This window comes from Vibrio sp. Vb0304, assembly GCF_033338995.1.
GTDB lineage: Bacteria > Pseudomonadota > Gammaproteobacteria > Enterobacterales > Vibrionaceae > Vibrio > Vibrio alginolyticus.
In genome coordinates, this window is the sequence record NZ_JAWOTT010000001.1 from 292,535 (window position 1) to 315,106 (window position 22,572).

16 protein-coding genes are annotated in these 22,572 nt (G+C 44.8%); 10 read left to right on the plus strand and 6 right to left on the minus strand.

What is annotated here, in order from left to right; all coding sequences use genetic code 11:
* Positions 1–13: 13 nt before the first annotated feature.
* The 4 genes from R7P35_RS01275 (at position 14) to R7P35_RS01290 (ending at position 5,021) form a co-directional block, all read left to right on the plus strand.
* Positions 14–769: a molecular chaperone gene (locus R7P35_RS01275; protein ID WP_169628864.1), complete on the plus strand. Its 756-nt coding sequence runs from the start codon at positions 14–16 to the stop codon at positions 767–769.
* Positions 769–3,195, plus strand: a complete 2,427-nt coding sequence (locus tag R7P35_RS01280) for a fimbria/pilus outer membrane usher protein (protein WP_373920917.1) — start codon at positions 769–771, stop codon at positions 3,193–3,195. The genes R7P35_RS01275 and R7P35_RS01280 overlap by 1 nt, the downstream gene beginning before the upstream one ends.
* Positions 3,196–3,245: 50 nt before the next feature.
* Positions 3,246–4,160, plus strand: coding sequence for a spore coat U domain-containing protein (locus R7P35_RS01285; RefSeq protein WP_213895949.1), 915 nt, complete (start codon positions 3,246–3,248; stop codon positions 4,158–4,160).
* A gap of 141 nt (positions 4,161–4,301) precedes the next feature.
* Positions 4,302–5,021 carry a carbonic anhydrase gene (locus R7P35_RS01290; protein ID WP_225455619.1) on the plus strand — a complete coding sequence of 240 codons (720 nt, stop codon included), beginning with the start codon at positions 4,302–4,304 and terminating at the stop codon, positions 5,019–5,021.
* Between the two features lie 72 nt (positions 5,022–5,093).
* On the opposite strand, the gene R7P35_RS01295 is transcribed toward R7P35_RS01290, so the two are convergent.
* Positions 5,094–6,197, minus strand: coding sequence for a mechanosensitive ion channel family protein (locus R7P35_RS01295; protein WP_065275477.1), 1,104 nt, complete (start codon positions 6,195–6,197; stop codon positions 5,094–5,096).
* 301 nt (positions 6,198–6,498) lie between these two features.
* Between R7P35_RS01295 and R7P35_RS01300 the strand changes: the two genes are divergently transcribed.
* Positions 6,499–6,846, plus strand: coding sequence for a helix-turn-helix domain-containing protein (locus R7P35_RS01300; protein WP_005375109.1), 348 nt, complete (start codon positions 6,499–6,501; stop codon positions 6,844–6,846).
* Positions 6,847–6,936: 90 nt separating this feature from the next.
* Here the strand turns inward: R7P35_RS01300 and lldD are convergent, their stop codons facing one another.
* Together lldD and R7P35_RS01310 are read right to left on the minus strand one after the other, a co-directional pair.
* The gene (gene lldD / locus R7P35_RS01305) at positions 6,937–8,076 is read right to left on the minus strand and encodes an FMN-dependent L-lactate dehydrogenase LldD (protein WP_046875768.1); all 1,140 of its coding nucleotides are present in this window, start codon (positions 8,074–8,076) and stop codon (positions 6,937–6,939) included.
* Between the two features lie 315 nt (positions 8,077–8,391).
* Positions 8,392–10,083 (minus strand): L-lactate permease, encoded by a 1,692-nt coding sequence (locus R7P35_RS01310; RefSeq protein ID WP_258458239.1) that lies wholly within the window; start codon positions 10,081–10,083, stop codon positions 8,392–8,394.
* 162 nt (positions 10,084–10,245) lie between these two features.
* On the opposite strand from R7P35_RS01310, the gene R7P35_RS01315 reads away from it, so the two are divergent.
* Together R7P35_RS01315 and R7P35_RS01320 are read left to right on the plus strand one after the other, a co-directional pair.
* Entirely contained in the window at positions 10,246–11,145 is a 900-nt protein-coding gene (locus R7P35_RS01315) for a LysR family transcriptional regulator (RefSeq protein ID WP_005375112.1), read from the plus strand.
* Between the two features lie 120 nt (positions 11,146–11,265).
* On the plus strand, positions 11,266–13,299 hold the full coding sequence (locus R7P35_RS01320; protein ID WP_258458238.1) for a prolyl oligopeptidase family serine peptidase: 2,034 nt from the start codon (positions 11,266–11,268) through the stop codon (positions 13,297–13,299).
* Positions 13,300–13,540: 241 nt separating this feature from the next.
* Here R7P35_RS01320 and R7P35_RS01325 read toward each other — a convergent pair whose 3' ends face one another.
* Positions 13,541–15,172, minus strand: a complete 1,632-nt coding sequence (locus tag R7P35_RS01325; protein ID WP_237305721.1) for an ABC transporter ATP-binding protein — start codon at positions 15,170–15,172, stop codon at positions 13,541–13,543.
* An 85-nt stretch (positions 15,173–15,257) separates the two neighbouring features.
* Complete coding sequence (locus R7P35_RS01330; protein ID WP_005375116.1) at positions 15,258–15,755, minus strand: hypothetical protein; 498 nt, start codon at positions 15,753–15,755, stop codon at positions 15,258–15,260.
* Positions 15,756–15,942: 187 nt separating this feature from the next.
* On the opposite strand from R7P35_RS01330, the gene R7P35_RS01335 reads away from it, so the two are divergent.
* The 3 genes from R7P35_RS01335 (at position 15,943) to R7P35_RS01345 (ending at position 21,583) form a co-directional block, all read left to right on the plus strand.
* Positions 15,943–18,303: a Lon protease family protein gene (locus tag R7P35_RS01335; RefSeq protein ID WP_054574916.1), complete on the plus strand. Its 2,361-nt coding sequence runs from the start codon at positions 15,943–15,945 to the stop codon at positions 18,301–18,303.
* Positions 18,304–18,596: 293 nt separating this feature from the next.
* Positions 18,597–20,225 (plus strand): methyl-accepting chemotaxis protein, encoded by a 1,629-nt coding sequence (locus R7P35_RS01340; protein WP_318091586.1) that lies wholly within the window; start codon positions 18,597–18,599, stop codon positions 20,223–20,225.
* Positions 20,226–20,623: 398 nt separating this feature from the next.
* The gene (locus R7P35_RS01345) at positions 20,624–21,583 is read left to right on the plus strand and encodes a porin (RefSeq protein ID WP_053350045.1); all 960 of its coding nucleotides are present in this window, start codon (positions 20,624–20,626) and stop codon (positions 21,581–21,583) included.
* A gap of 123 nt (positions 21,584–21,706) precedes the next feature.
* Here the strand turns inward: R7P35_RS01345 and R7P35_RS01350 are convergent, their stop codons facing one another.
* Positions 21,707–22,453 (minus strand): flagellar brake protein, encoded by a 747-nt coding sequence (locus tag R7P35_RS01350; RefSeq protein WP_042521645.1) that lies wholly within the window; start codon positions 22,451–22,453, stop codon positions 21,707–21,709.
* Positions 22,454–22,572 lie beyond the last annotated feature (119 nt).

Here is a 22,572-nt window from a genome sequence, read left to right on the forward strand (position 1 = left end):
TTGGAGGGGTGAAATGGAATTCATACTCAAAAAACTATTATTAATAGCCTTCCTTTTTGTTTTTTTCTCAAATGCCAACGCTAACTCATTATTAATTTGGCCGATTTACCCCAAAATATCAGAGGAGAGCAATGCAACATCACTTTGGATGGTAAATAAAGGCAGTGTTGATTCTTATTTACAGGTGAGAATTTTTAAGTGGGAACAAAACGAAGGAGAAGATAGCTATTCAAGTCAAAGCCAGTTAATTGCAACCCCTCCGTTTGTCAAAATTGAACCAGGTGAAAAGCAGTTAATCCGCATCATCAACCAAGATGAAGCCTCTGCGGGTAAGGAGTATGCATACCGAGTGATCATAGATGAATTACCGCCAACTCAAAACCCTCAAACAGAATTGACGGAAAATGAACTCGCTGTAAAAGTCCGAATGCGTTACTCGATACCTTTGTTTATTTACGGGAAAGGGCTGACTGATACTCAAAAACCAAACCGTGACAGTGAATTATGGGATGATTTACAGGCACAGTTTATTAAGAAAAATAATCAGCGTTTTGTTCACATTAAAAATTCAGGAAAACACCATGTTCGCTTAGTGAATTTACAATTGAACCTACCAAATAAAGATCCTGTCGTTATTTCCGATGGACTAGCTGGCTATATTCTTCCTGAACAGTATAAGGTTTGGTCTATTCCCCATAGTAATGTCAGACCTATGAGTTTGAGCGCGAATATTGGAGGTAAACGTTACCAAATACCATTGAAGCAATAATGAATAGATTTAATACAATGAATGCTTTCTTTTGGTTGGTATTACTTAGCGTAACGTGGAGCAGTATTGGTCTTTGTGCAAATTCAGCAAACCACTTCTCTGAGCTACCGAGTCCTGAAAATTTCTCTTTAGAAAAGTTTGAGAATATCAGCCTCAATCTGGAGTTGGTGATCAATCAAAGAGCAACAGGGCTTGTTGCGAAAGTTGAGCGAGTTGGCGATCAGTTCTTTTTGCTCCGGGAGGACCTCATTTCAGTTGGGGTTACCGCCAAGTCGTTGCCTGGAACCGAAGAGAGACTTGAGGTTACGTCTATCCCAGGTGTTAACGTGCGTTACTTGCAATCGTCATTGCAACTTGCAATTGACGTACCGCCTAATTGGTTACCGATGCAGAACTTATCAGCGCAGGATATGGGGCGATTTTCCCCGGCTCAGTTTGGGCGTGGTGGCCTGCTTAACTACAACGTATTTGGTGTGTACGAGAACGAAAGCCGACAAAAGGAGGTTTCTATCAATCATGAAGTCAGAGCCTTTTCTGAGTTTGGCGTTTTTTCTACTACCGGGATATTTAAATCTAACTTTCATCGCGATGTTCAGTCCCAGCAAAGCAGCCAGTACACTCGTTTTGATACGAGTTACGAGTACGTCAATCAAGAGAAGCGAATTCGTATAGAGGTAGGGGACTATATTGTTCGCCCTTTATCTTGGAGCCAACCAGTAAGACTGGCGGGTATTCAGTTGTCGCATGATTTCTCTATGCGTCCGGATGTCGTGACGACGCCGTTACCTGCATTTTACGGTGAGGTCACAGCGCCCACTACGTTAGATTTGTTTATCAATGGCTTTAAAACTGACTCAATGAATGTTGGGCCCGGTCCTTTCATTATTAACGATATTCCAATGCTCTCTGGTGCTGGGGAAGCAACGGTAATTGCAACGGATGCTCAAGGTAAGCAAACGGTCATGACCAGCCCATTTTTTCTCTCTTCCGATCTACTCAAGACCGGATTTACATCTTACAGTGCGAGTATTGGTGCGATCAGAGAAAATTTCGGTAATGCATCTAACGACTATGGAGACGGTGGCGTGGTTACCGCTCTGCGTCATGGCATGACTGATTGGTTAACACTAGAAGCTCAAGCTGAAGCAAAAGATGACCTGATCGTTGCGGGGCTGGGCTTTGTCACCAATGCTTTCAACTTGGGTACGGTGGATGCCTCGTTTCGTGTGAGTAATTTTCAGGATCAATCTACCTCATATGCGCTAGGTTATAGTTATCAGTCTCGGCTGTTTAGCTTCGCTGCTCGAACTCAAGTAGAACAAGCCGACTTTTATACCTTATCTCATTTACCAAATCACGAAATGCTCGATGAAGGCAAGGACGCTTCACTCGCGTCGCGCCATCTATCACAAATCAATATGGGAGTCCGTTTGGGAGATTGGGGCTCACTTTCTGGTGGGTACTTTGATATTCAACAATCCGACTCAGATTCACGTACCCTAAATCTTACTTATAGCTACGCTCTGCCTTTTAATATCAATATGTCCCTTTCTTACAACCATAGTATTGGTGGTCAGAGTGTTACGCTGGCGCAATTCTCTCTACCTTTCAGTTCTTTGGGGGGAAGTTCGGGGCTAACGCTGAAAAGAGAGGACGATGGCGATGTGCGAGGGCGAGTGGGTTACAGCCGCCTTGCGCCAATACGAGGTGGGTGGGGCGTCAATTTAGCGCATGATATTAACGAACACCCAGAAAACCGTAAACAGGCCGATTTGACCTACCTTGCGTCATGGGCGCAGTTCAGAGCGGGGTTAAATGGCACCAGTGGCGACTATGATTATTTTGCGGAAATGGCAGGTTCAGTCTCTACGTTGGATGGAGAAATATTCCCAGCGAATGAAGTGTATGACAGCTTTGCGGTAGTGAGCACCAGTGGTTTTGAAGGTATTCCGGTTAAATATGAGAATCAAATTGTCGGAGTGACAGACGATGAAGGTTACCTACTTGTTCCTTGGGCTACGGCGTATTACACCGCCAAATATGAAATCGATCCACTTAATTTACCAGCCAATGCTGCGTTTTCTGCAACAGAGCAGTTTGCCTCGATACATTCGGGCTACGGCTACCTGTTAGAGTTCCCAATAGAGCTACAAATTGCACTGAGCATGACGGTGGTAGACGAAAATCATTTGTTCCTTCCGATTGGTACATATGGCCGCTCAGAAACGGGCTTAACAAGCCAAATTGGTTGGGATGGTTTTACCTACTTTGAAGGCGTTGACCCAGGCCGCTACATTCAGTTTTATCCTCAAGGACAGCCGCCATGTAAAGTGTTTATTGAGGGGTTGTATCAGCGTGAGAGTCAAAAAATACAAACATTGCCTGAGCAGGTTTGTATCAAAGCCGAAGAAGAGGCCGCACTATGATTTTGCGCCGCTGGCTTGCTAGCCTACTTCTCTTTTTCTCGTGCTCGACAATGGCTTGTCAGCTCACGGCGGCAACACCTTTAATCTTGTTTGGCAATGTTTCTTCGTTTACTGTTTCAAGCTCTCAGCAGCAAAGCTCAGCTCAGCCTCATGCGGGGATTACGTGTGACTTTTCTACACTTGTGTCTTTGTTAAGTGGCGACTACGTATCAGCAACGTTTAACAGCATAAATAATGGTTTGCTATTAAATGAGGATGATCCGAGTTCGGAGCTCAGCTATCAGATTTTTGGCGATCCAGGTCTTTCACAAGAGTATGTATTCGGCCAAACTTACAATTTTTTTGAAATCGGGTTAATCGATTTACTCGGGTTGTTTGGCACTCAAGCCGAGTTTCCGCTCTATGCTCGGACGGGAGTGGGTAGTAATCTTTCCGCTGGGACTTATAAAGACCAAATCACCGTATCCTGGATTTGGGATTACTGTAAGGGTATCGGGGTTCTAGGGGTATGCATTGGCCGCGCCAATGGCAGCGCTCAAAGCGTGATTACGGTTGAGTTGGAAGTGACCCCTGATTGTATGATCACAGCGCCAGATATTGATTTTGGTTCGTCCCCATTAGTGGCCGGTTTTGAACCAGTCAGTCAGGTTATATCGTTAACTTGTACCAAGAATAGTTCCTTCTCCATTGGCTTGAATGATGGCCTAAATGCGTCCGGCGGTCAGCGGCGAATGATTTCTAGTGGTCACTATTTGGAGTATGAAATCTATAAGTCATCAACGATGGAGCGCTGGGGAGGAACCAGTTCTGAACGTCGTGAACACAGTGACGTCGATACTGGCGGCTCCATTCCTGATGGTATCACTCCACAGAATTATAATTATCGCGCGCAGATACTAACCAGCCAAACGACCCCTCCTGCAGGTACTTACACCGACTCAATAATCGTTGACGTTCAATTTTGAGCATCATGTCAATTACATCATTAGAGGCTTCTATTCCAAAAATCTTTTGTAATCATAGTTTTCACTCTGTCACTGCTTAATTTTGTGAGATTAGTATGGCTTTATTCTCACGGAATTTAACTTTCAGAAATAAGGAAAATGATGAAGAAGTCACTAACAACATTAGGTTTGGCACTGGTATTTACAGGAACAGCTTATGCAGCAAGCTGGGGCTACGAGGGAAACCATGGGCCAGCTCATTGGGGTGAGTTTGCATCTGAGTGCGCGAAAGGTCAAAACCAGAGCCCAATCAACATTGAATCGGCGACCGAAGCGAAGCTAGAAAAATTGGATTTCGACTACGAAGGTAAGGCAATTTCACTGCTGAACAACGGTCACACTTTACAGACTGGTTTAGAAGGTAAAAACACACTCACCATTGATGGTAAAGAGTTTACGTTGAAACAGTTCCACTTCCATACGCCATCTGAAAACCATGTGGATGGTAAAGAATACCCACTAGAAGTACACTTTGTGCATGCCGACAAAGTAGGTCATCTAGCTGTTGTCGCGGTGTTCTTTAAACTGGGTGACGCGAACCCAGATTTAGCTAAGATGCTAGCTAACATTCCAACTAAAGATCAAGATGTTACCATCAAGGTTCCATTTGATGCTGATGCCCTTATCCCAAGTGATAAAGACTACTACCGCTTTAACGGCTCACTAACGACACCACCATGCTCTGAAGGTGTGCGTTGGTTGGTGATGAAAGAAGCACAAACTATTTCTCCTGAGCAGATAAAATCTTTTTCGGAAGTAATGCGGAAAAACAATCGCCCAATCCAACCGCTGAATGCACGTATGGTGTTAACGCAACAATAACCACTTCATGCGAAGAAAAATAAAAAGCCCGCTTAAACACAGCGGGCTTGATTATTGGGGTATTGGTGAGAACTAGAAGCCGTGATCTTCTTGCTCTTCCGATTTTACCATTTGTATAGGGTCGAGCTTAAGCGTCTGAGTAGGGAACGCGATATCTGCATCGTGCTCTTTAATGATGTTGATTACCTTAAGCAGTATGTCCTGCTTAACCTCATGGTATCTCACCCAATTCACGGTTTTAGTAAAGGTATAGATAAAGAAGTGCAATGATGATGGACCGAATGTATCGAAATTAACGATAAGAGTTTGGCGTGCATCAATGTCTTTGTGATTTTTCAGCATTTCTTTTACCGCGGTGATAATTTGCGGCATTTTTTCAGCATCGTCGTAACGAAGTCCAATTTTTTCGTAGATGCGTCGGTTCAGCATGCGAGATGGGTTTTCTACGACAATGCTGCTAAACACTGAGTTTGGCACATACAGTGGACGCTTATCGAAAGTTCGGATAATGGTCATACGCCAGCCAATGCGTTCTACCGTCCCCTCTATTTGTCGGTCTGGAGAACGGATCCAATCGCCAACTTTAAATGGACGATCGAAGTAGATCATAAGACCTCCAAAAAAGTTAGACAGCAAATCCTTCGCCGCTAAACCGACGATCAAACCACCAACACCACCGAAGGTAAGTAGGCCCGATAGTGACAGACCAAATGCCTGCATTACGGTTAGAATTCCGACGGTAATAAAGAACAGGCGCGCGACCTTAGCTATCGCTTGTACTGTTGTTTCATCTCGGTTCTTTTGTTCGAGAACATGCTCTTCAACATTGGTAATGAGCCGCATAACGGTCCATACGAAGATGCTGATGATTAAAATCAGTTTCAGCGTACTTAACCAGTTTATTTTATCGTTGAGCTCGCTCTCTAATATGATGCCGATAGAGACGGTTGCTGGCCAACACCAAATGAGTGTACTGACTGGCGCTTTTAGCGCATCAAGCAACATGTCATCCCAGTGGAAGGGCGTTTTCTCTACGAGCGCAGCGAGGCGAGAGCGGATCAGCCGCCAAGCTATCCAAGCTATAAAGCTAGCGAGCGTAATGAAAAGGACGCTTCCACTCCAATTTTGATGAGACGTTTCAATGTAGCTTTGTAATTCGGTAAACCACTGTGGCATATGTAACTTATTTCTAGTGAACCATGGAAGGAAAGGTAGCAGATATTACTCCTTCACCCCAGTGATTTCCTTTAAATCATTTACTTATGTCTAAACCGTCCGAGATGGACTTTTCCTTCCGGTGACAAGAGAGTCACCTCAATGTTCTGTTGAGCGACCGCCTCATGCATGTTCAGAGGTACGCTACCAATGATTGAGGGTTGATATTTGGACGATCAATTATAACTTCTCTGACTTATCGCTAACATTTATCTTAAGTAAGTGTGAGAGTGTATTGGCTCTTGAATTAGCGGAGGCAGATATGGAATTTACAGAGCTGGATCGAAACGCGCTCTACGACATCTGGATGTCACAAAAAGCCAAAATGCACATCACTCAAATGGAAATGGCTAAGCGCCTTGGTTTGAGTCTACACGAGTTTTCTGGCTTGTTACGTGGTAATTCTCCACTGACGCTAGGTTTTGTAAAACAGCTATGCGAGCAGCTACATGTACGTCCTGGTCAGGTGATTCCGTCTTTGACGGAGCGTGATCTATCTGCATCTGGTACCGTTTATTTACAAAATCGTGTGACGGTGGATGGTGATATCAGTAACGTGTTTATCGACGGAAACCAAGTCGTGATCGAGTACGTTCACCAAGTTAGCTAGCTTGCTCGTCAAATTATCGGGTTGAAGAGCAATAAAAAACGAGCCACTGTTGGCTCGTTTTTTCGTTTCTGTTTTGCTCGCTCGCAAAGATTATGGGATTTTCACTAGCGAATCGCGTGAAAGATCCGCGATAGACTTAGCTCCAGTCAGCGTCATTGCTACACGCATTTCTTTATCGTACAGATCCAGTAGATTTTCAACGCCTGCTCCGCCTTGTGCTGCCAATGCGTACACAAATGAACGGCCAAGAAGCGTACAGTCTGCACCAAGTGCGAGCATACGAACGACATCAAGACCAGTACGAATACCAGAGTCTACGAAGATCTTAAGATCACCTTTTACCGCATCCGCAATGCTTGGCAGTGCTTTAGCACTTGAAAGTACGCCATCTAACTGACGGCCACCATGGTTAGATACCACAATGCCATCTGCGCCGAAACGTACCGCATCTTTCGCGTCTTCTTCATCTAGAATGCCTTTGATAATCATTGGGCCATCCCAAAAATCACGAATCCACTCAAGATCTTTCCAGGAGATAGAAGGGTCGAAGTTTGCGCCTAACCAGCCGATGTAATCTTCTAGCTTTGTTGGTTCGCCACGATAAGTTGAGATGTTACCTAAGTCGTGCGGTTTACCAAGTAGACCCACATCCAGCGCCCAGCTTGGGTGGCGCATCGCCTGGAATACACGACGCATGGCCGCGTTAGGGCCACTCATACCTGAGTGCATGTCACGGTAACGTGCGCCAGGAACTGGCATATCAACGGTAAACACCAGCGTTGTTACGCCTGCTGCTTTTGCACGCTCAAGTACGTTTTTCATAAAGCCACGGTCTTTAAGCACGTAAAGCTGGAACCACATTGGACGTTCAATTGCAGGTGCGACTTCTTCAATCGGACAAACCGAAACAGTAGACATAGTAAATGGGATGCCTTTTTTCTCGGCTGCTTTTGCTGCTTGCACCTCGCCTCGGCGCGCGTACATACCAGTTAGACCAACAGGAGCTAGCGCGATTGGCATTGCCAGTTTCTCACCGAAGATCTCGGTTTCGAGGCTCAAATCTGTCATATCGCGTAGGACGCGTTGGCGAAGAGCGACATCACCTAAATCGTCAGTATTACGCTTCAGCGTGCGTTCGTCGTAAGAGCCGCCATCAATATAATGGAATAGAAACGGGGGAAGCTTGGCTTTCGCGGCAGCGCGGTAGTCAGTAGAAGCTGAGATAATCATAATGGTGTCCTAGCGGTTATTCTAAGCAAAGTTGTGGAGCAATTTGCTCTTTCGTTGAGCCTTCATCGCAAAGCAGTGAAGACATCAAAATGAGTATAGTTACCTATGGTTCACTTACGTTTGAATCGGTGATGTTGGTAACCCATTTACATAATTGGTTGAAAAATTTTGTTAAATCACTCAATCAGTTATGCAAACTGGAAAGGGTGACACAGCTGTCGGGGGAATTGATGTAGCAAGCTAAATCAACATGTCGGGGTAGTAGTGCAGACAGCTGTGTCAAATTAGGCAGGGCTGTAAACCCTGCATTTCGCGTTACTTCATCAAGACATCTGTCATTTGGAAGCCATAAATCAGCACCAATCCAATAATGCCTGTCATTACAATGTAGTAGAACGTAGGGATAATCGTTTTACGCAATGTTGCGCCTTCTCGACCAAGCAAACCTACCGTGGCTGATGCGGCAACAACGTTGTGAATCGCAATCATGTTACCTGCGGCAGCACCGACGGCCTGGAGTGATACAACAATCACACTCGAAATAGACAACGTTTGTGCCACTTCGAATTGGAACTGGCTGAACATCATATTTGATACCGTGTTTGAGCCAGCGATGAACGCACCCAGAGCACCAACGGTGGCACTCAGCGCTGGGAACGAAGAACCAACAAGGTCAGAGGCGAAGTTTGCGGTTGTGACGGGCATACTTGCTAGGTCAGCACCGTTGATGCCTGAGTTGATAAAGATACGAACCATCGGAATGGTAAATACCAAGACAAAACCCGCCCCAATCAGTGTTTTGCTTGACTCGCCAAATGCTTCACGCAATGGCTTTACGCTGCCGCTTTGTAACATTGCAGCAAGTAGTGCGACAAACACCAGAATGCCACCAGGAAGGTATAACGGCTGAATCGCAGCGCTAACGCCAGTCTCACCAAGAATGTTGCTGAACGACAAACTTACGCTTTGTACAAAGCCTTTCAGCTCGGGGCTTACGCGGCTTGCGACGAGAATAACTGCCAGCATTACATATGGAACCCAAGCTTTTACGATGCTCATTGGCTTGCCCGGATTGTCGTTTAGATCGACTTTTAGCGAACCTAACCACTCTGCAGGCCATTTTTCTTCGCTTTCGAAATCCCACTTAGTCTTTGGTACTAAGAAGCCTTTTTTCGCTGCGGTAACAACGATAGACAGACCAACCAAACCACCGATAAGTGAAGGGAACTCTGCGCCCAAGAATACGCCGGTTAACGCGTATGGAACGGTGAAAGAGACACCAGCGAATAACGCAAATGGTAGAATATCCAGGCCTTCACTCCAGCTTCTGTTCTTGCCGAAGAAACGTGTTAACATCATCGCCATTAATACCGGGATCATCGTACCTACGACTGCGTGAATGACAGCAACGTGCGCTGTGATATCTTGCAGGTACATTTCCCACGTTGCACCTTGTGCGGCCAACGACTCACTGATGTTATGGGTGTCTAAACCTTTGTTTACACCTACGATGATAGGCGTGCCTACCGCGCCGAATGAAACAGGCGTTGACTGAATCATCATGCCCATAAGGACAGCGGCTAGCGCAGGGAAGCCGATTGCAACCAGTAGTGGTGCAGCGATTGCTGCCGGGGTACCGAACCCAGATGCGCCTTCAATGAACGAGCCAAAGCACCAAGCAATGATGATGGCTTGTACACGGCGGTCAGCCGAAATATCGGTAAATCCATTACGGATTGTGGTGATCGCTCCAGTGTGTTTTAAAGTGTTGAGCAAGAAGATGGCACCAAACACGATCCATAGAACAGAGACAGTAATGCCCAGTCCTTGGAATACGGAAGCCAGTACGCGATTGGCTGACATATCCCAAAACATAAGTGCGATAGCGACGGTTAGACCGAACGCAACAGGCATGGCTTTTTTAGCAGGCCAGTTGAGACCAACCAATAAGATGGCGGCAACAACAATTGGCGAAAATGCCACTAGGGCAAGTAGGGTTTCACTCATTTGTACATCCTTCGTACGCTGACTTCTCGAACGGTGTCAATCCGCTGTAGAGGTGACTTTTTGTTGTAATGGTTTTGTTAATTTGGCGTGAATTTACTCCTTTATTTTTTGTTGATATAGGGAAATAATGAAAATAATTAATTCCAAAAGTGACATAATGGTATGAGAGCAGACGACTTAATCCTATTTTCTCAAGTAATCGAACTTGGCAGCTTTAGCAAGGTTGCAGAGGCAAATAACCTTACAAATTCGGTAGTTAGCAAAAGAATGGCGAGGTTGGAGGAAGAAATAGGGGCTCAGCTATTATATCGAACAACGCGCAAATTAACCTTGACCGAGGCAGGTAAGGTGTTACTCCACAGTGCTAAAAATGTGAAGCAGGCCACTCAGGAGGCTATGGATGCTGTTGCAGGCTTTGGAGAGAATGTGAGCGGTCATATAAAAATGTCCGTACCGTGTATCTCTGGAGATTTGATACTTGCTGATGCTGTTGCCGAGTTTTGTAACCTTCATCCGGGTCTGACCGTGGACATGTCATTGGATAACCGCTTTGTCGATTTAGTGGCTGATGGTTACGACTTAGTCATTCGAACTGGCTACCTAGCCGACTCCAGTTTGATCGCACGACATATTCTCGATTCCCAATGGGTGGTATGCGCGTCCCCTTCATATATCGCTAAAAATGGGAAACCGATCGAGCCGATTGATCTCACCACGCACAATTGTCTGCAATACGCTTACCAAACCACAGGTGCAACGGATTGGGAGTTTAAAGGAGAAGATGGCAATTACATCGTCAAAGTATCGGGCTGCTTTTCTACTGATAACGCGACCGCATTACGTAAAGCCGCTCTGGGCGGCCATGGTATTGCTTACGTCCCGCGCTGCTTGGTGTATCACGATATTCGTAATGGTCAACTGGTGGATATTTTTCCTGAATTAGTAGGTAAAAAGTTGGGTATCTACGCGGTGTATCCGTTTACTCGTCAACCACCGAACAAAGTGAAGCTGCTTATTGAGCACATTCGTGACCGATACTTAACGATATCTCATTATTTCTAGGTTCTTCATAGATTTAAAACAATGTCGTTGAAATCAAAATTGGGTGCTCTAATGTAATCACCGCAATAAAACGATTGAAGATAAACAACTTAATAAAAACAACGGAGTAACACGGACGTTATGCATTACCCAAAAACACGTAAAGATTCTGTCGTGGACACTTATTTTGGTCACGACATTACCGACCCTTATCGCTGGTTAGAAGATGATCGCAGTGAAGAAACCGCTCAATGGGTTTCGGGTCAAAATTCGGTCACCTTCGATTTCCTTGGTCAGGTCCCGTACCGCCAACAAATCCGTGACTTAGTGGCGAACAGTCAAAACTACGAAAAATATTCCCAGCCATTTGTACGTGGTGACTACACCTACTTCTACAAAAACGACGGTTTGCAAGACCAAAGCGTATTGTATCGACGTAAAGGCGAGGGAGAAGCCGAGGTTTTCCTTGATCCAAATACTTTCTCCGAAGAGGGCACGACCTCTCTTGGCGAAGTCAGCTTCTCTAAAGACTACCGTTTGGTCGCGTATTCCATCTCGGAAGGGGGCAGTGATTGGCGTAAGATCTTTATCATTGATACGGAAACCAAAGAACAGTTAGAGCCTGAGATTGTTGATGCGAAGTTTACGTCGATTTCTTGGCTGGGCAGCAAAGGCTTCTATTACTCAAGCTACGATAAGCCGCAAGGCAGCGAGTTGTCTGCTCGAACTGAGCATCACAAGCTTTATTATCATGAACTTGGTACACCTCAATCTGAAGATAAAGTGATTTTCGGTGAGTTGGATACGCAAGTTCATCGTTATGTGTCTGGTACCACGACGACGGACGATCGCTTCCTCATTATTTCTGGCGCAGAATCCACATCGGGTAATCGTCTGTTTTATATCGATTTACAGTCTGACTCCCAAGCAATTGTGACGCTGCGCGATACAACGCAAGGCGACACCTACTTAATTGATAGCCAAGACGCAACCTTGCTGCTTTACACCAACCTAGACGCGCCGAATGGCAAAGTTGTCAGCTACAACACTCAGACAGAACAATGGGCTGACGTGATTGCTGAACAAGAACAGCCGTTAGAAATCAGCAAAGGTGGCGGTTATCTGTTTGCGACTTATATGGTAGATGTGCTTTCTAAAGTGCAGCAGTTTAACTACCAAGGTGAGTGGATTCGAGATGTACAATTGCCGGGAGAAGGCACGGCTTATGGTCTGGCGGGTAAAAAAGAAGAAACCACACTTTATTACACATTCACTAACTACGTGACGCCTCCGACGATTTTCTCATTTGATGTCGAATCTGGTGAATCGACACTGTTTCAGGAGTCAAAGGCACCGTTCGATCGTAATGAGTATGAATCAAAACAGGTGTTTTACACCTCAAAAGACGGCACGCAAGTTCCGATGATCATCTCATACAAGAAGGGCATTGCACTTGATGGTAGAGCACCAACCATGTTGTATGGTTACGGCGGTTTTAACATCAGCCTTACTCCAATGTTTTCTGGCAATGTAGCCAACTGGCTAGAGTTGGGTGGTATATACGCTGTCGCCAACATGCGAGGCGGCGGTGAATACGGTAAAGCCTGGCACAACGCAGGCACTCAGCAGCAAAAGCAAAACGTGTTTGATGACTTTATTGCGGCGGCGGAATACCTGATTGAAAACGACTACACTAGCTCGGATCGCCTAGCGATTCGCGGTGGTTCTAATGGTGGTTTGTTAGTTGGAGCGTGTATGACGCAACGCCCTGAACTATTCAAAGTCGCGCTGCCTGCGGTTGGCGTGCTTGATATGCTGCGTTACCACACGTTTACGTCTGGAGAAGGCTGGAAGTATGACTATGGCACGTCGGAGCAAAGTGAAGCGATGTTCCAATACTTGCTTGGCTACTCTCCTGTTCACAATGTAAAAGAAAACGTGCAATATCCTGCTACCTTGGTGACAACCGCCGATCACGACGATCGTGTGGTTCCAGCACATTCGTACAAGTTTATTGCGGAGCTGCAAGACAAACAGCAAGGCGCTAATCCAGTATTGATACGCATTGATGTTAATGCCGGTCATGGTGCAGGAATGCCGCTGAGTAAGCAAATTGACCTCACCACAGACGTGTATGCATTTACGTTACATAATATGGGTATTGAGTCGATTTAATGCCCTAGTTGTTCGAAGCTTCTGAGAATAAAAAATGCCGCGACAGTGTCGCGGCATTTTTCATGGTTGGGGGAACTCAATTCATACTGCTTGCCAGTATTTGAGCCAGGTTGACTAAGTCTGACTCTTGAACCAACCAGTCTCGGCGGCCAAACCGAAAGGCAGCTACGCCATTCTTAAGACAAGATGAATTTATCACCTTTTCTTAATCCTAGTTTATGAATATGAAACTGTGATGAACCTAAGCCGCATTGTGCTGATTTTCACTGTTTTCAAGATCAAATGAGGCATCTATCAGTTTTTTCGTGTAGTCATTTTTAGGGTTTTGGAAAATATTTTCGGCTGTACCTTGTTCCATGACCTCGCCTTTTTGCATGACTAGAACACGATCAGAGAGCGCTTTAACTACTGATAGATCGTGGCTAATAAACAAGTAGCCAATATTATGCTTTTTCTGCAAATCTTTCAGAAGGTCAATCACTGTCAGTTGCACCGAGCGGTCTAATGCAGAGGTTGGCTCATCAAGCAGAATAAACGAAGGTTCAAGGATCAGTGCTCGCGCGATAGCAATACGCTGACGCTGGCCTCCTGAAAACTCGTGCGGATAACGGTTGATGGACGCGGGATCTAAGCGGACCTCACGGAGCACGTCGCGCGCTTTCTGCATACGTTCTTTTTTACTCAACATTGGTTGGTGGACAGTTAATCCTTCTGTGATGATCTCGCCGATAGTCATACGAGGAGAAAGCGAACCATAAGGGTCTTGGAATACCATCTGAACGTCTTTTTTCAGCTCAAAACGTTCTTTGTTTGTCAGCAAGGCCATATCTTGGCCTTTATATTCTATTTTGCCAGTTGAGGGCAGTAGACCTATCAAAGCTCGGCCGAGTGTAGACTTACCTGAACCGGACTCCCCAACGATCCCGAGGGTCTCTCCTTGTTTAAGCTCAAGAGAAATGCCTTTTACCGCTTCGAAGTACTCATTCTTGCTCGCAATAAAATGCGACTTTACCAAGAATTTGACTCGTATATCGTCGGCCTTTAAAAGCTGTGTAGCACTTTCGCTAATAGGCTCCTTACTGCCTTTAGGAATCGAGTTGATTAGCATACGTGTGTATTCGTGCTTTGGGTCCTCGAAGAGTGTTTGCGTTTCGCCTTCTTCGACGACTTCTCCTTTACACATCACAATGACACGGTCTGCAAAGTGTTTTACGACGCCTAAGTCATGAGTAATAAATAGGATTGCCATGCCCATCTGAGCCTGAATTTCTTTAATCAGGTGCAACACTTCTGCTTGAACCGTGACATCCAACGCTGTTGTAGGTTCGTCGGCGATCAAAATATCGGGCTCGTTAATCAGTGCCATCGCAATCATGATGCGTTGCAATTGACCACCAGAAAATTCGTGTGGGTACTTGTTGTACGCTTTTTCTGGGTTTGGCATATGAACCAATTCAAACAGCTCTAACACCTTTGCTTTTGCTGTTCGTCTGTCGACCGGGCGGTGACACATGATGGCCTCAGCGACTTGGATACCCACCCGCATGTACGGGTTTAGTGAGGTCATCGGCTCTTGAAAAATCATGCCAATGCGATCACCGCGAATACTTTGCATTTCACGCTCTGTTTTATCCAAGATGGAGCTACCCTCAAACATGATGGATGAGCTTTCATGCAAAATAGCGTTGTCTGGCAATAGTTTCATCAGTGCATTGGTTGATACTGACTTGCCAGAGCCAGATTCGCCAACGATGGACAGCGTCTCGCCTGCTTTTAAATCGAAGCTAACATTCTTTACTGCATCGACGATCCCATCGTTTGTCGTAAAGCTGACTGATAGGTTGTTCACCGAAAGAATGGTTTTAGAAGACATCACAGATCCTTGTGGTTGATAAAGCAAATGATATTCAAGCAATGGACAGCATAAATCTAGCTGGCCTCAATGCTTGAGCTTTAGATTAATTATACAGGTGAGAAGGCGAAGATTTTGCCGAACTCATTGCTTGCAAATGTAAGAACTGCTCATGTGCGCGCGTTACGTGCTCGAGTTCTATCATCCATTGAGCATTACGTTGGGCAGAGCAAAATGCCGCCATGTGAGCTAACAAGTCTTCGCTCTGTTGACCAAGTAGGTGACCTACGCGCTCAATCAGTTCATGGCTCTCTAGCTGCAAAAATTGAAATAGCGCGTAAGTTTGATTGAGTATTGAGAACGCATCATGCTGTAAGCCGAGTTTGTTGAGAATCTCTGATTGCGTCACGCTGGCATCTCTAAGCCCCGTAATGAGACATACAAACTGGCAAGGTTTAGTTTGTGCATTTTCTAGCGCTAGATGAATGTGGTTGGGTAGATTGTTGAGCACGTCGTCATATAAACGATGAGCTTCTGGCCAATGGCCTTGTTCCATCAGTTGCTCCGCTTTTAAGTAGCGCATCCAGCATTGCTCAATATTCATATCCATCTCCACAACATTTGATTTGTTTAGATATTAAATGAAATTGATTATCAATTGCAAGTGCGTGTTAATATCACTTATGTGTTCATAAAATGTCCAATCAACCTAGGGTGGAAGGTAAATCACTTAAAATTAAGCAAATAATCTCTACACTCAAATAACGAAAATAAGAAAAAAGGAAGTGGATATGGCAATACTAAGATTGGAAGCTAAGCAGCTATATTCTGTAGCAGATCTAGAGAATATGCCATGTAAGTCGACCAAGGAGTTACCTCCAATTGATGAAATCGTGGGCCAAGAGCGCGCGCAAAAAGCGGTCGAGTTTGCGATGTCCATCAAAGAGAAAGGGTATAACATCTACGCCATTGGTCAGAATGGGCTAGGTAAACGCACCATGATCTTGCGCTATCTGAATCGTCACCAGCACGATGCAGCAGCCCTGTTTGATTGGTGTTACGTTGCGAACTTTGAGGATACCCGTACACCAAAGGTATTAAAGCTGCCTTGTGGTATCGGAAATAAGCTACGTGTTGATATTGAAGCTTTAATGGGCAAATTATTAAATGCTTTACCCCTAGCATTCGACAATGAAATGTACTTTAGCCGCGCTGAGCGATTAAAAAATCAATTGGCAGCTAAGCAACAAAACGAGCTGGATCGTATTAGTCGAGAGGCAAAAGAAAAGGGCATCAGCCTAACACTGACTACGCAGGGGGATTATCAGTTTGTCGCCATGAACGGTGATGAGCTTCATACGGAAGAGTCTTTTGATGTACTAAGCAAAAAAGAACAAGAGCAATTCAGCGATGCTATTGATGAACTCGAAGTGCGATTGCGCTCGATGGTTCGTGAGCTTACGGAGTGGGAAGAGACATACAGCGATAAAATCAAAAAGCTCAATGATGAAGTGACGCTTGATGTGATTACTCACTTCATCAAAAAACTCAAAGTGGATTACGCGCAATATTCCGAAATCAAAACCTACTTAACTGAGCTGCAAAAAGATATTGTTGAAAACGCAGATATCTTCCTTGACCAAAGTGGCGAGCAAGGCGAAATTGCGACGGCATCCTTGGATAAAAAATTGCCACGTCGTTATAAAGTGAACGTCTTGGTAAGCCGTAAAAGCAGCGAATTTCCTATCGTTGTTGAAGAAAATCCCAACTATCATTCACTCTTCGGGTCGATTGAGACTGCCACTTTCAAGGGAACGGTGTTTACCGACTTCTCGCTGATTCGTGCAGGGAGCTTGCATAAGGCGAATGGCGGCGTTCTATTAATGGATGCTCAGAAAGTACTTGAACAGCCTTACGTTTGGGATGGTTTGAAGCGCGCATTGCGTGCTCGTCAATTGAGTTTTACGTCTCTAGAAAAAGAAGTCACATTGACGGGGGCGGTATCACTCGATCCTGAACCGATTCCGCTTGATATCAAAATCATCTTATTTGGTGATTACCGAACTTACCAATTACTCCAACATTACGATCCAGAGTTCAGCGAGTTGTTCCGTGTGACGGCAGATTTCGAAGACGAAATGAAACGTACGCCGGAGTCTGAGCTGCATTACGCGCGCTTTATCTCTAGCGTGGTGCATGACAACAATATGCTGCATTGCGATCGCAAAGCCATTGCTCGGATCATCGAATACAGCTCACGTTTGTCTGGCGACCAATCCAAGCTATCTCTACATTCGGCTAATATCGCCAACTTGCTTCGAGAGTCGAATTACGTGGCTCGTCAAGCCAACTCCAACATGATCCGTATTGGTCATGTTGAAGAGGCGCTCAATAACCAAGAAATGCGAGTAAGCCGATTACGCGATAACGTAATGGAAACCTTTATTAACGGCACAACGCTGATTCGCACCGAAGGAGAAGCCGTAGGCCAAGTGAACGCACTTTCGGTATTGAGCACTAGTGACTACATGTTTGGTGCACCGAATCGCATCACAGCGACGACGTGTTACGGTGATGGGGAGGTTATCGATATCGAGCGCAGCGTGGATTTGGGGGGCAGTATTCACTCTAAGGGTGTGATGATTTTGTCTGCCTACTTATCTTCCGTATTTGGTAAAACGGCACGAGTGCCATTAACGACAACCATTACCTTTGAGCAATCTTATGGTGGTGTTGATGGTGATAGTGCCAGCATGGCTGAGTTATGTGCGGTTGTGTCTGCTTTTTCAAAGCAACCAAACCGACAAGACATTGCGATAACAGGGTCGATGAATCAATTTGGTCAAGCTCAGCCTATTGGTGGCGTAAACGAAAAGATCGAAGGCTTTTATGATGTGTGTGTAATTAAAGGTCGTCATGACGGGCAGGGGGTCATTATTCCGCGCTCTAATGTTCACAATCTAATGCTTCGTTCCGACATCGTGAAAGCAGTCGAAAAAGGCGAGTTTAATATTTGGGCGATTGACCATGTTACTGAAGCTATCGAATTGTTTACGGGGAAAGTTGCTGGTGAGCCAACCGATGAAGGTTCTTATCCAATCGATACCATTTTTGGCCTTGCTCAAGCTAAGCTCAATTCGTTGAGAAAATAGGCTGAAACCGTCCTAAATGTGAATATATCTCATCATAAGTGATCATAATTTATCATAACGACAATATCCCGACGCTACTGTCGGGATATTGTCAATAACAGATTGAAAATGGAGAGTTTTTGTACTAGACAAAAGTGTGATCGACCTCTAATATTCGCCACTTGTTTATTCGTCTGGGATTTATCCCGTCGCAAGGAAGCATAGATATTCAAACTGCCGAAAAGTAACGTTGTTATAAGCACTGCTCGAGTTTGTTTGGATATAGACATCACGCATACAACTGAGGCCCTGTCATGCAGTTATCACTGAAAAATTTGTCAGTACGAACGCAAATTTTGGTTCCGGTATTATTTACCGCGATTGTTTTGTTTATTGCTCTTTGGATTACTAAAAACAATCTTCAAGCAGAGCAAGATGTTATTGCTTCCAACCAAGAATCTTTGGTTTTTCACAAAGACACATTGGCGAGTATTGACGACCAAATTTACCCTCTGCGCATAAGCGCGGTTTACGCTATTTACGATGCTTCTCGTCGTGAGAATTTTCTAACCGAATTGAAAGAAGGCTTAAAGCAAGTTGATGCCGATTTAAGCGCAATTGAAGCCCGAAACCTATTCCGTGACGATGCCGTTAAAGTTCGCCAAGCAATTGAATCCTATGTGCGATATTCAGAGCGCTCAGTTGCTTTCTTCAACCAATACGATCAAGGTTTGAAATCGGATAGCGAGTACCGTGCATTTGTCAAAGAGTATCGCAATGTTGGCCGAGAAATGGTCCAACAAATTAACACGCTATCAAAGCATGTAAACGAGCAAGCTGAACAATCTACTATCAGAAGTCATCAGCAAAATGAACGTGTGCAAAATAACGCTATGTTGACGGTTTTAGCGGTATTTGCTTTCTCATTGATAGGCGCTTGGTTCCTATCTGGCATGATTGTTACACCAATCCAAAAGCTGCAAGAAGTGATGCGTCAGTTAGCAATGGGTAATCTATCAGTACGTGCAGATGTCGATGGGGACAATGAGATCTCTAAGCTGAGCAAAGATGTAAACCAAACCGCAGAGCAGTTATACAACACTGTGGACCAGTTAACCCGTATTAGTGAGGAAGTTGCATCTGCATCGACCGAATTAGCTGCGGTAATGACGCAAGCGGAAGCGAACGCTCAACAAGAGTTGGCGGAGATCGAGCAAGTTGCATCTGCGGTTAACGAGCTTGCAAGTACTGCGAATAATGTGAGTGATAACGCGACCTCTGCTGACGCAACCGCGCGTGAAGCTGATGGACTTGCTCAATCAGGTTTGGCTATCTTCCAAGAAAGTGCGGAAGCAAGTGCGCAAATGTCTCAAGCATTGAACGATGCAGCGCAAGTTGTTTTGCGTCTAAAAGAGCAATCTGTACAGATCAACGATGTTATTGAAGTGATTCGCGGCGTATCTGAGCAGACCAACTTGCTAGCATTGAATGCTGCGATTGAAGCGGCGCGAGCTGGTGAGTCTGGTCGTGGTTTTGCGGTAGTAGCTGATGAAGTACGCATGCTAGCAGCGCGTACTCAAGACTCGACACAAGAGATCCAAACGATCATTGAAAAGCTTCAAGCGCAGTCTGGGCTTGCGAATGACAGTATGCAAGTCAGCCTTGATATGCTTAGCCGCAACAACGAGCTGACGCAACAAGCGAATGAAGCGTTGGTTGGAATTACCGAGTCAGTCGCCAACATCAACGATTCAAACACGCAAGTAGCAACCGCAGCCGAAGAGCAGTCTCAAGTTACTCAAGATATCAATCGCAACGTGGTTAACATGTCGGAGCTTGTAAACCAAAACGTAGCGGGCATCAGCCAGAGTGCAAGTGCGAGTACTGAGCTTTCATTACTTGCAGAGAAGCAGAAAGAGCAATTAAGTTTCTTTAAGCTTTAATTCATCATCTACTTATCAAATCTCTAAATCCCTGAGTGAATGCTCAGGGATTTTTTTGTTTGTAATAATCGGATTTATTATCAATAAGTCTATCTAAAACAGTTAGTTAACAAGATTTTTTTTGCGGGCAATATCACGTTTTGTGATATTGTTTTTACATTTTTTTCGTCAATTTTTTTTTGACGCGAACATTTTTTTTAACTCAACCGATAACTTGATGGTTGAGAGGTATTCATATCGTCATTTTAAGTGGTGTTTTCTTCTATAAGCGCTGTTTATTCAACACGTTGCGTGAAAAATAACAGCTGCTACTATGCCGCCAGTTTTCTCGTTGGTACAGAAAAGTCCTGTTTTTCTGGTGAGAAAGCACATATAAAACAATGATATGGAAAATAAAAATGAAATTAAAAACTTTAGCTGTAGCAGTGGCGCTAATGGCATCAGGATCTCAAGTTGTCGCTTCAGAACTATACAACCAAGATGGCACTTCTCTTGAGATGGGCGGCCGCGCTGAAGCGCGTCTTTCTATGATGGATGGTAAGGCAGAAGACCGTACTCGCATCCGTCTTAACTTCCTAGGCAAACAGGAAATCAATGAAAACCTATACGGTGTTGGTTTTTGGGAAGGTGAGTTCAAAACAAAAGAAGAAGGTGCTGTAGATAACGATAGTGATCTTGAAACTCGTTACGCTTATGCAGGTCTGGGTGGCAAATACGGTGAAGTAACTTACGGTAAAAACGACGGCGCACTAGTGGTTCTTACTGACTTTACTGACATTATGGCTTACCACGGTAACACAGCAGCACTTAAACTGCCTGTTTCTGACCGTACAGATAACATGCTGTCTTACAAAGGCCAATTCGAGCAACTAGCTGTACGCGCTAGCTACCGTTTTGCTGATCGCACAACAGATGCACAAGGCTTTACAGACAACGAGGAAGATGGCTTCTCTCTATCTGGTGTTTACGCGTTTGCTAACACTGGTTTTGAACTAGGTGCTGGTTACGCAGATCAAAACGACAGCGATGAGTTCATGCTAGTAGCTGCATACTCTGTAGGTGACTTCTACTTCGCTGGTAACTACACTGGCGCGGATATGGATGTTGCAGGCAAGACTCTTGATTACAAAGGCTACGAACTAGCCGCTGCTTACACTATGGGTCAAACTGTATTCACTTCTACGTTCAACAAAGGTGAACTAGAAGACGCAGATACTGTAGAAAACCTAGCTGTTGATGTAACTTACTACTTCAAGCCTAACTTCCGTGGCTACGCATCATACAACTTCGATCTAATGGATAACGAAGGCGCTGATGAAAAAGATGAGCTAGCGCTAGGTCTACGTTACGACTTTTAAGTCATGACTCTTATCTAAGACACTGCCTTATTCTTAGTAAATAAAACCCCTTACTGAAAAGTAAGGGGTTTCTTGTTTTCTAGCACTTCAAAGCTTCTTGATAAGCGATAGGGGTTATCAAATCTATCTTTTTAGTGTGAGCTTAGTACCATCAAATTTGAGGTGACTGAGGAGGTTTTTAGCGTTGTTTTTACCAACCTCATCAAACTCCATTCCGTAGCGAGCATAGTGCGTTGATTTTTGTAAATTACAAATACGACCTCGCAACGGCGCTAGCATACGACTTTCTCCGGGCATCGTTAGATCCAATGAAACGTGGTCACCAACCTGAAGTGGTCGGCTCATTGGTGATGTTACAAAACGACAGCCACTACGAGATAAATCTCTTATTTCGCATTCAGTTCGATAGGCTTCTAAACAAACACGCGCTCTCAAATTTACTTCGTAACGCACTTCTTTGCGAAGCTGAAAGACCTGCATAGTGTTGGGTAGGTCTAGCACCAAAATTGGGTACGGATCGCCTAGTCGATGCTGTAATTGGGCCCGAAATGGGATAACGGCCCCTTCACCTCGATGAGAGTAGGCTTTTACATTGATCCAAAAGCCTTCTTGAAAATAGAACTTCAAGTCTTCATCGGAGATGTTCGGAACCTCTATCAATGCAGTATTATTTGAGTGACAGCCAACAAATGTGCTGGTTGTAATAAACTTTGTACCAACGGGGGTGGTGACGTTTAAGCTCACTTCACTGCCATGTTCGACCATTGCCATTGCATCGGTGCTATTTAATGTACTTGCCTGACGTTCTGGTGCCTTCTTGCTTTGCAGAGGTAGCTTGCCGTCTCTGGCAATTGGGCTCATATTTCTCATTATAATTGTCGTACCTGATGTAAGAAGGTAATCGCGTGAGGCGAAGCAGCACTCTCGCATGGTATCGATTTTATTCAGTGATATAGTTTGATTCAATCAATCTGTAACAAAAATTAGAG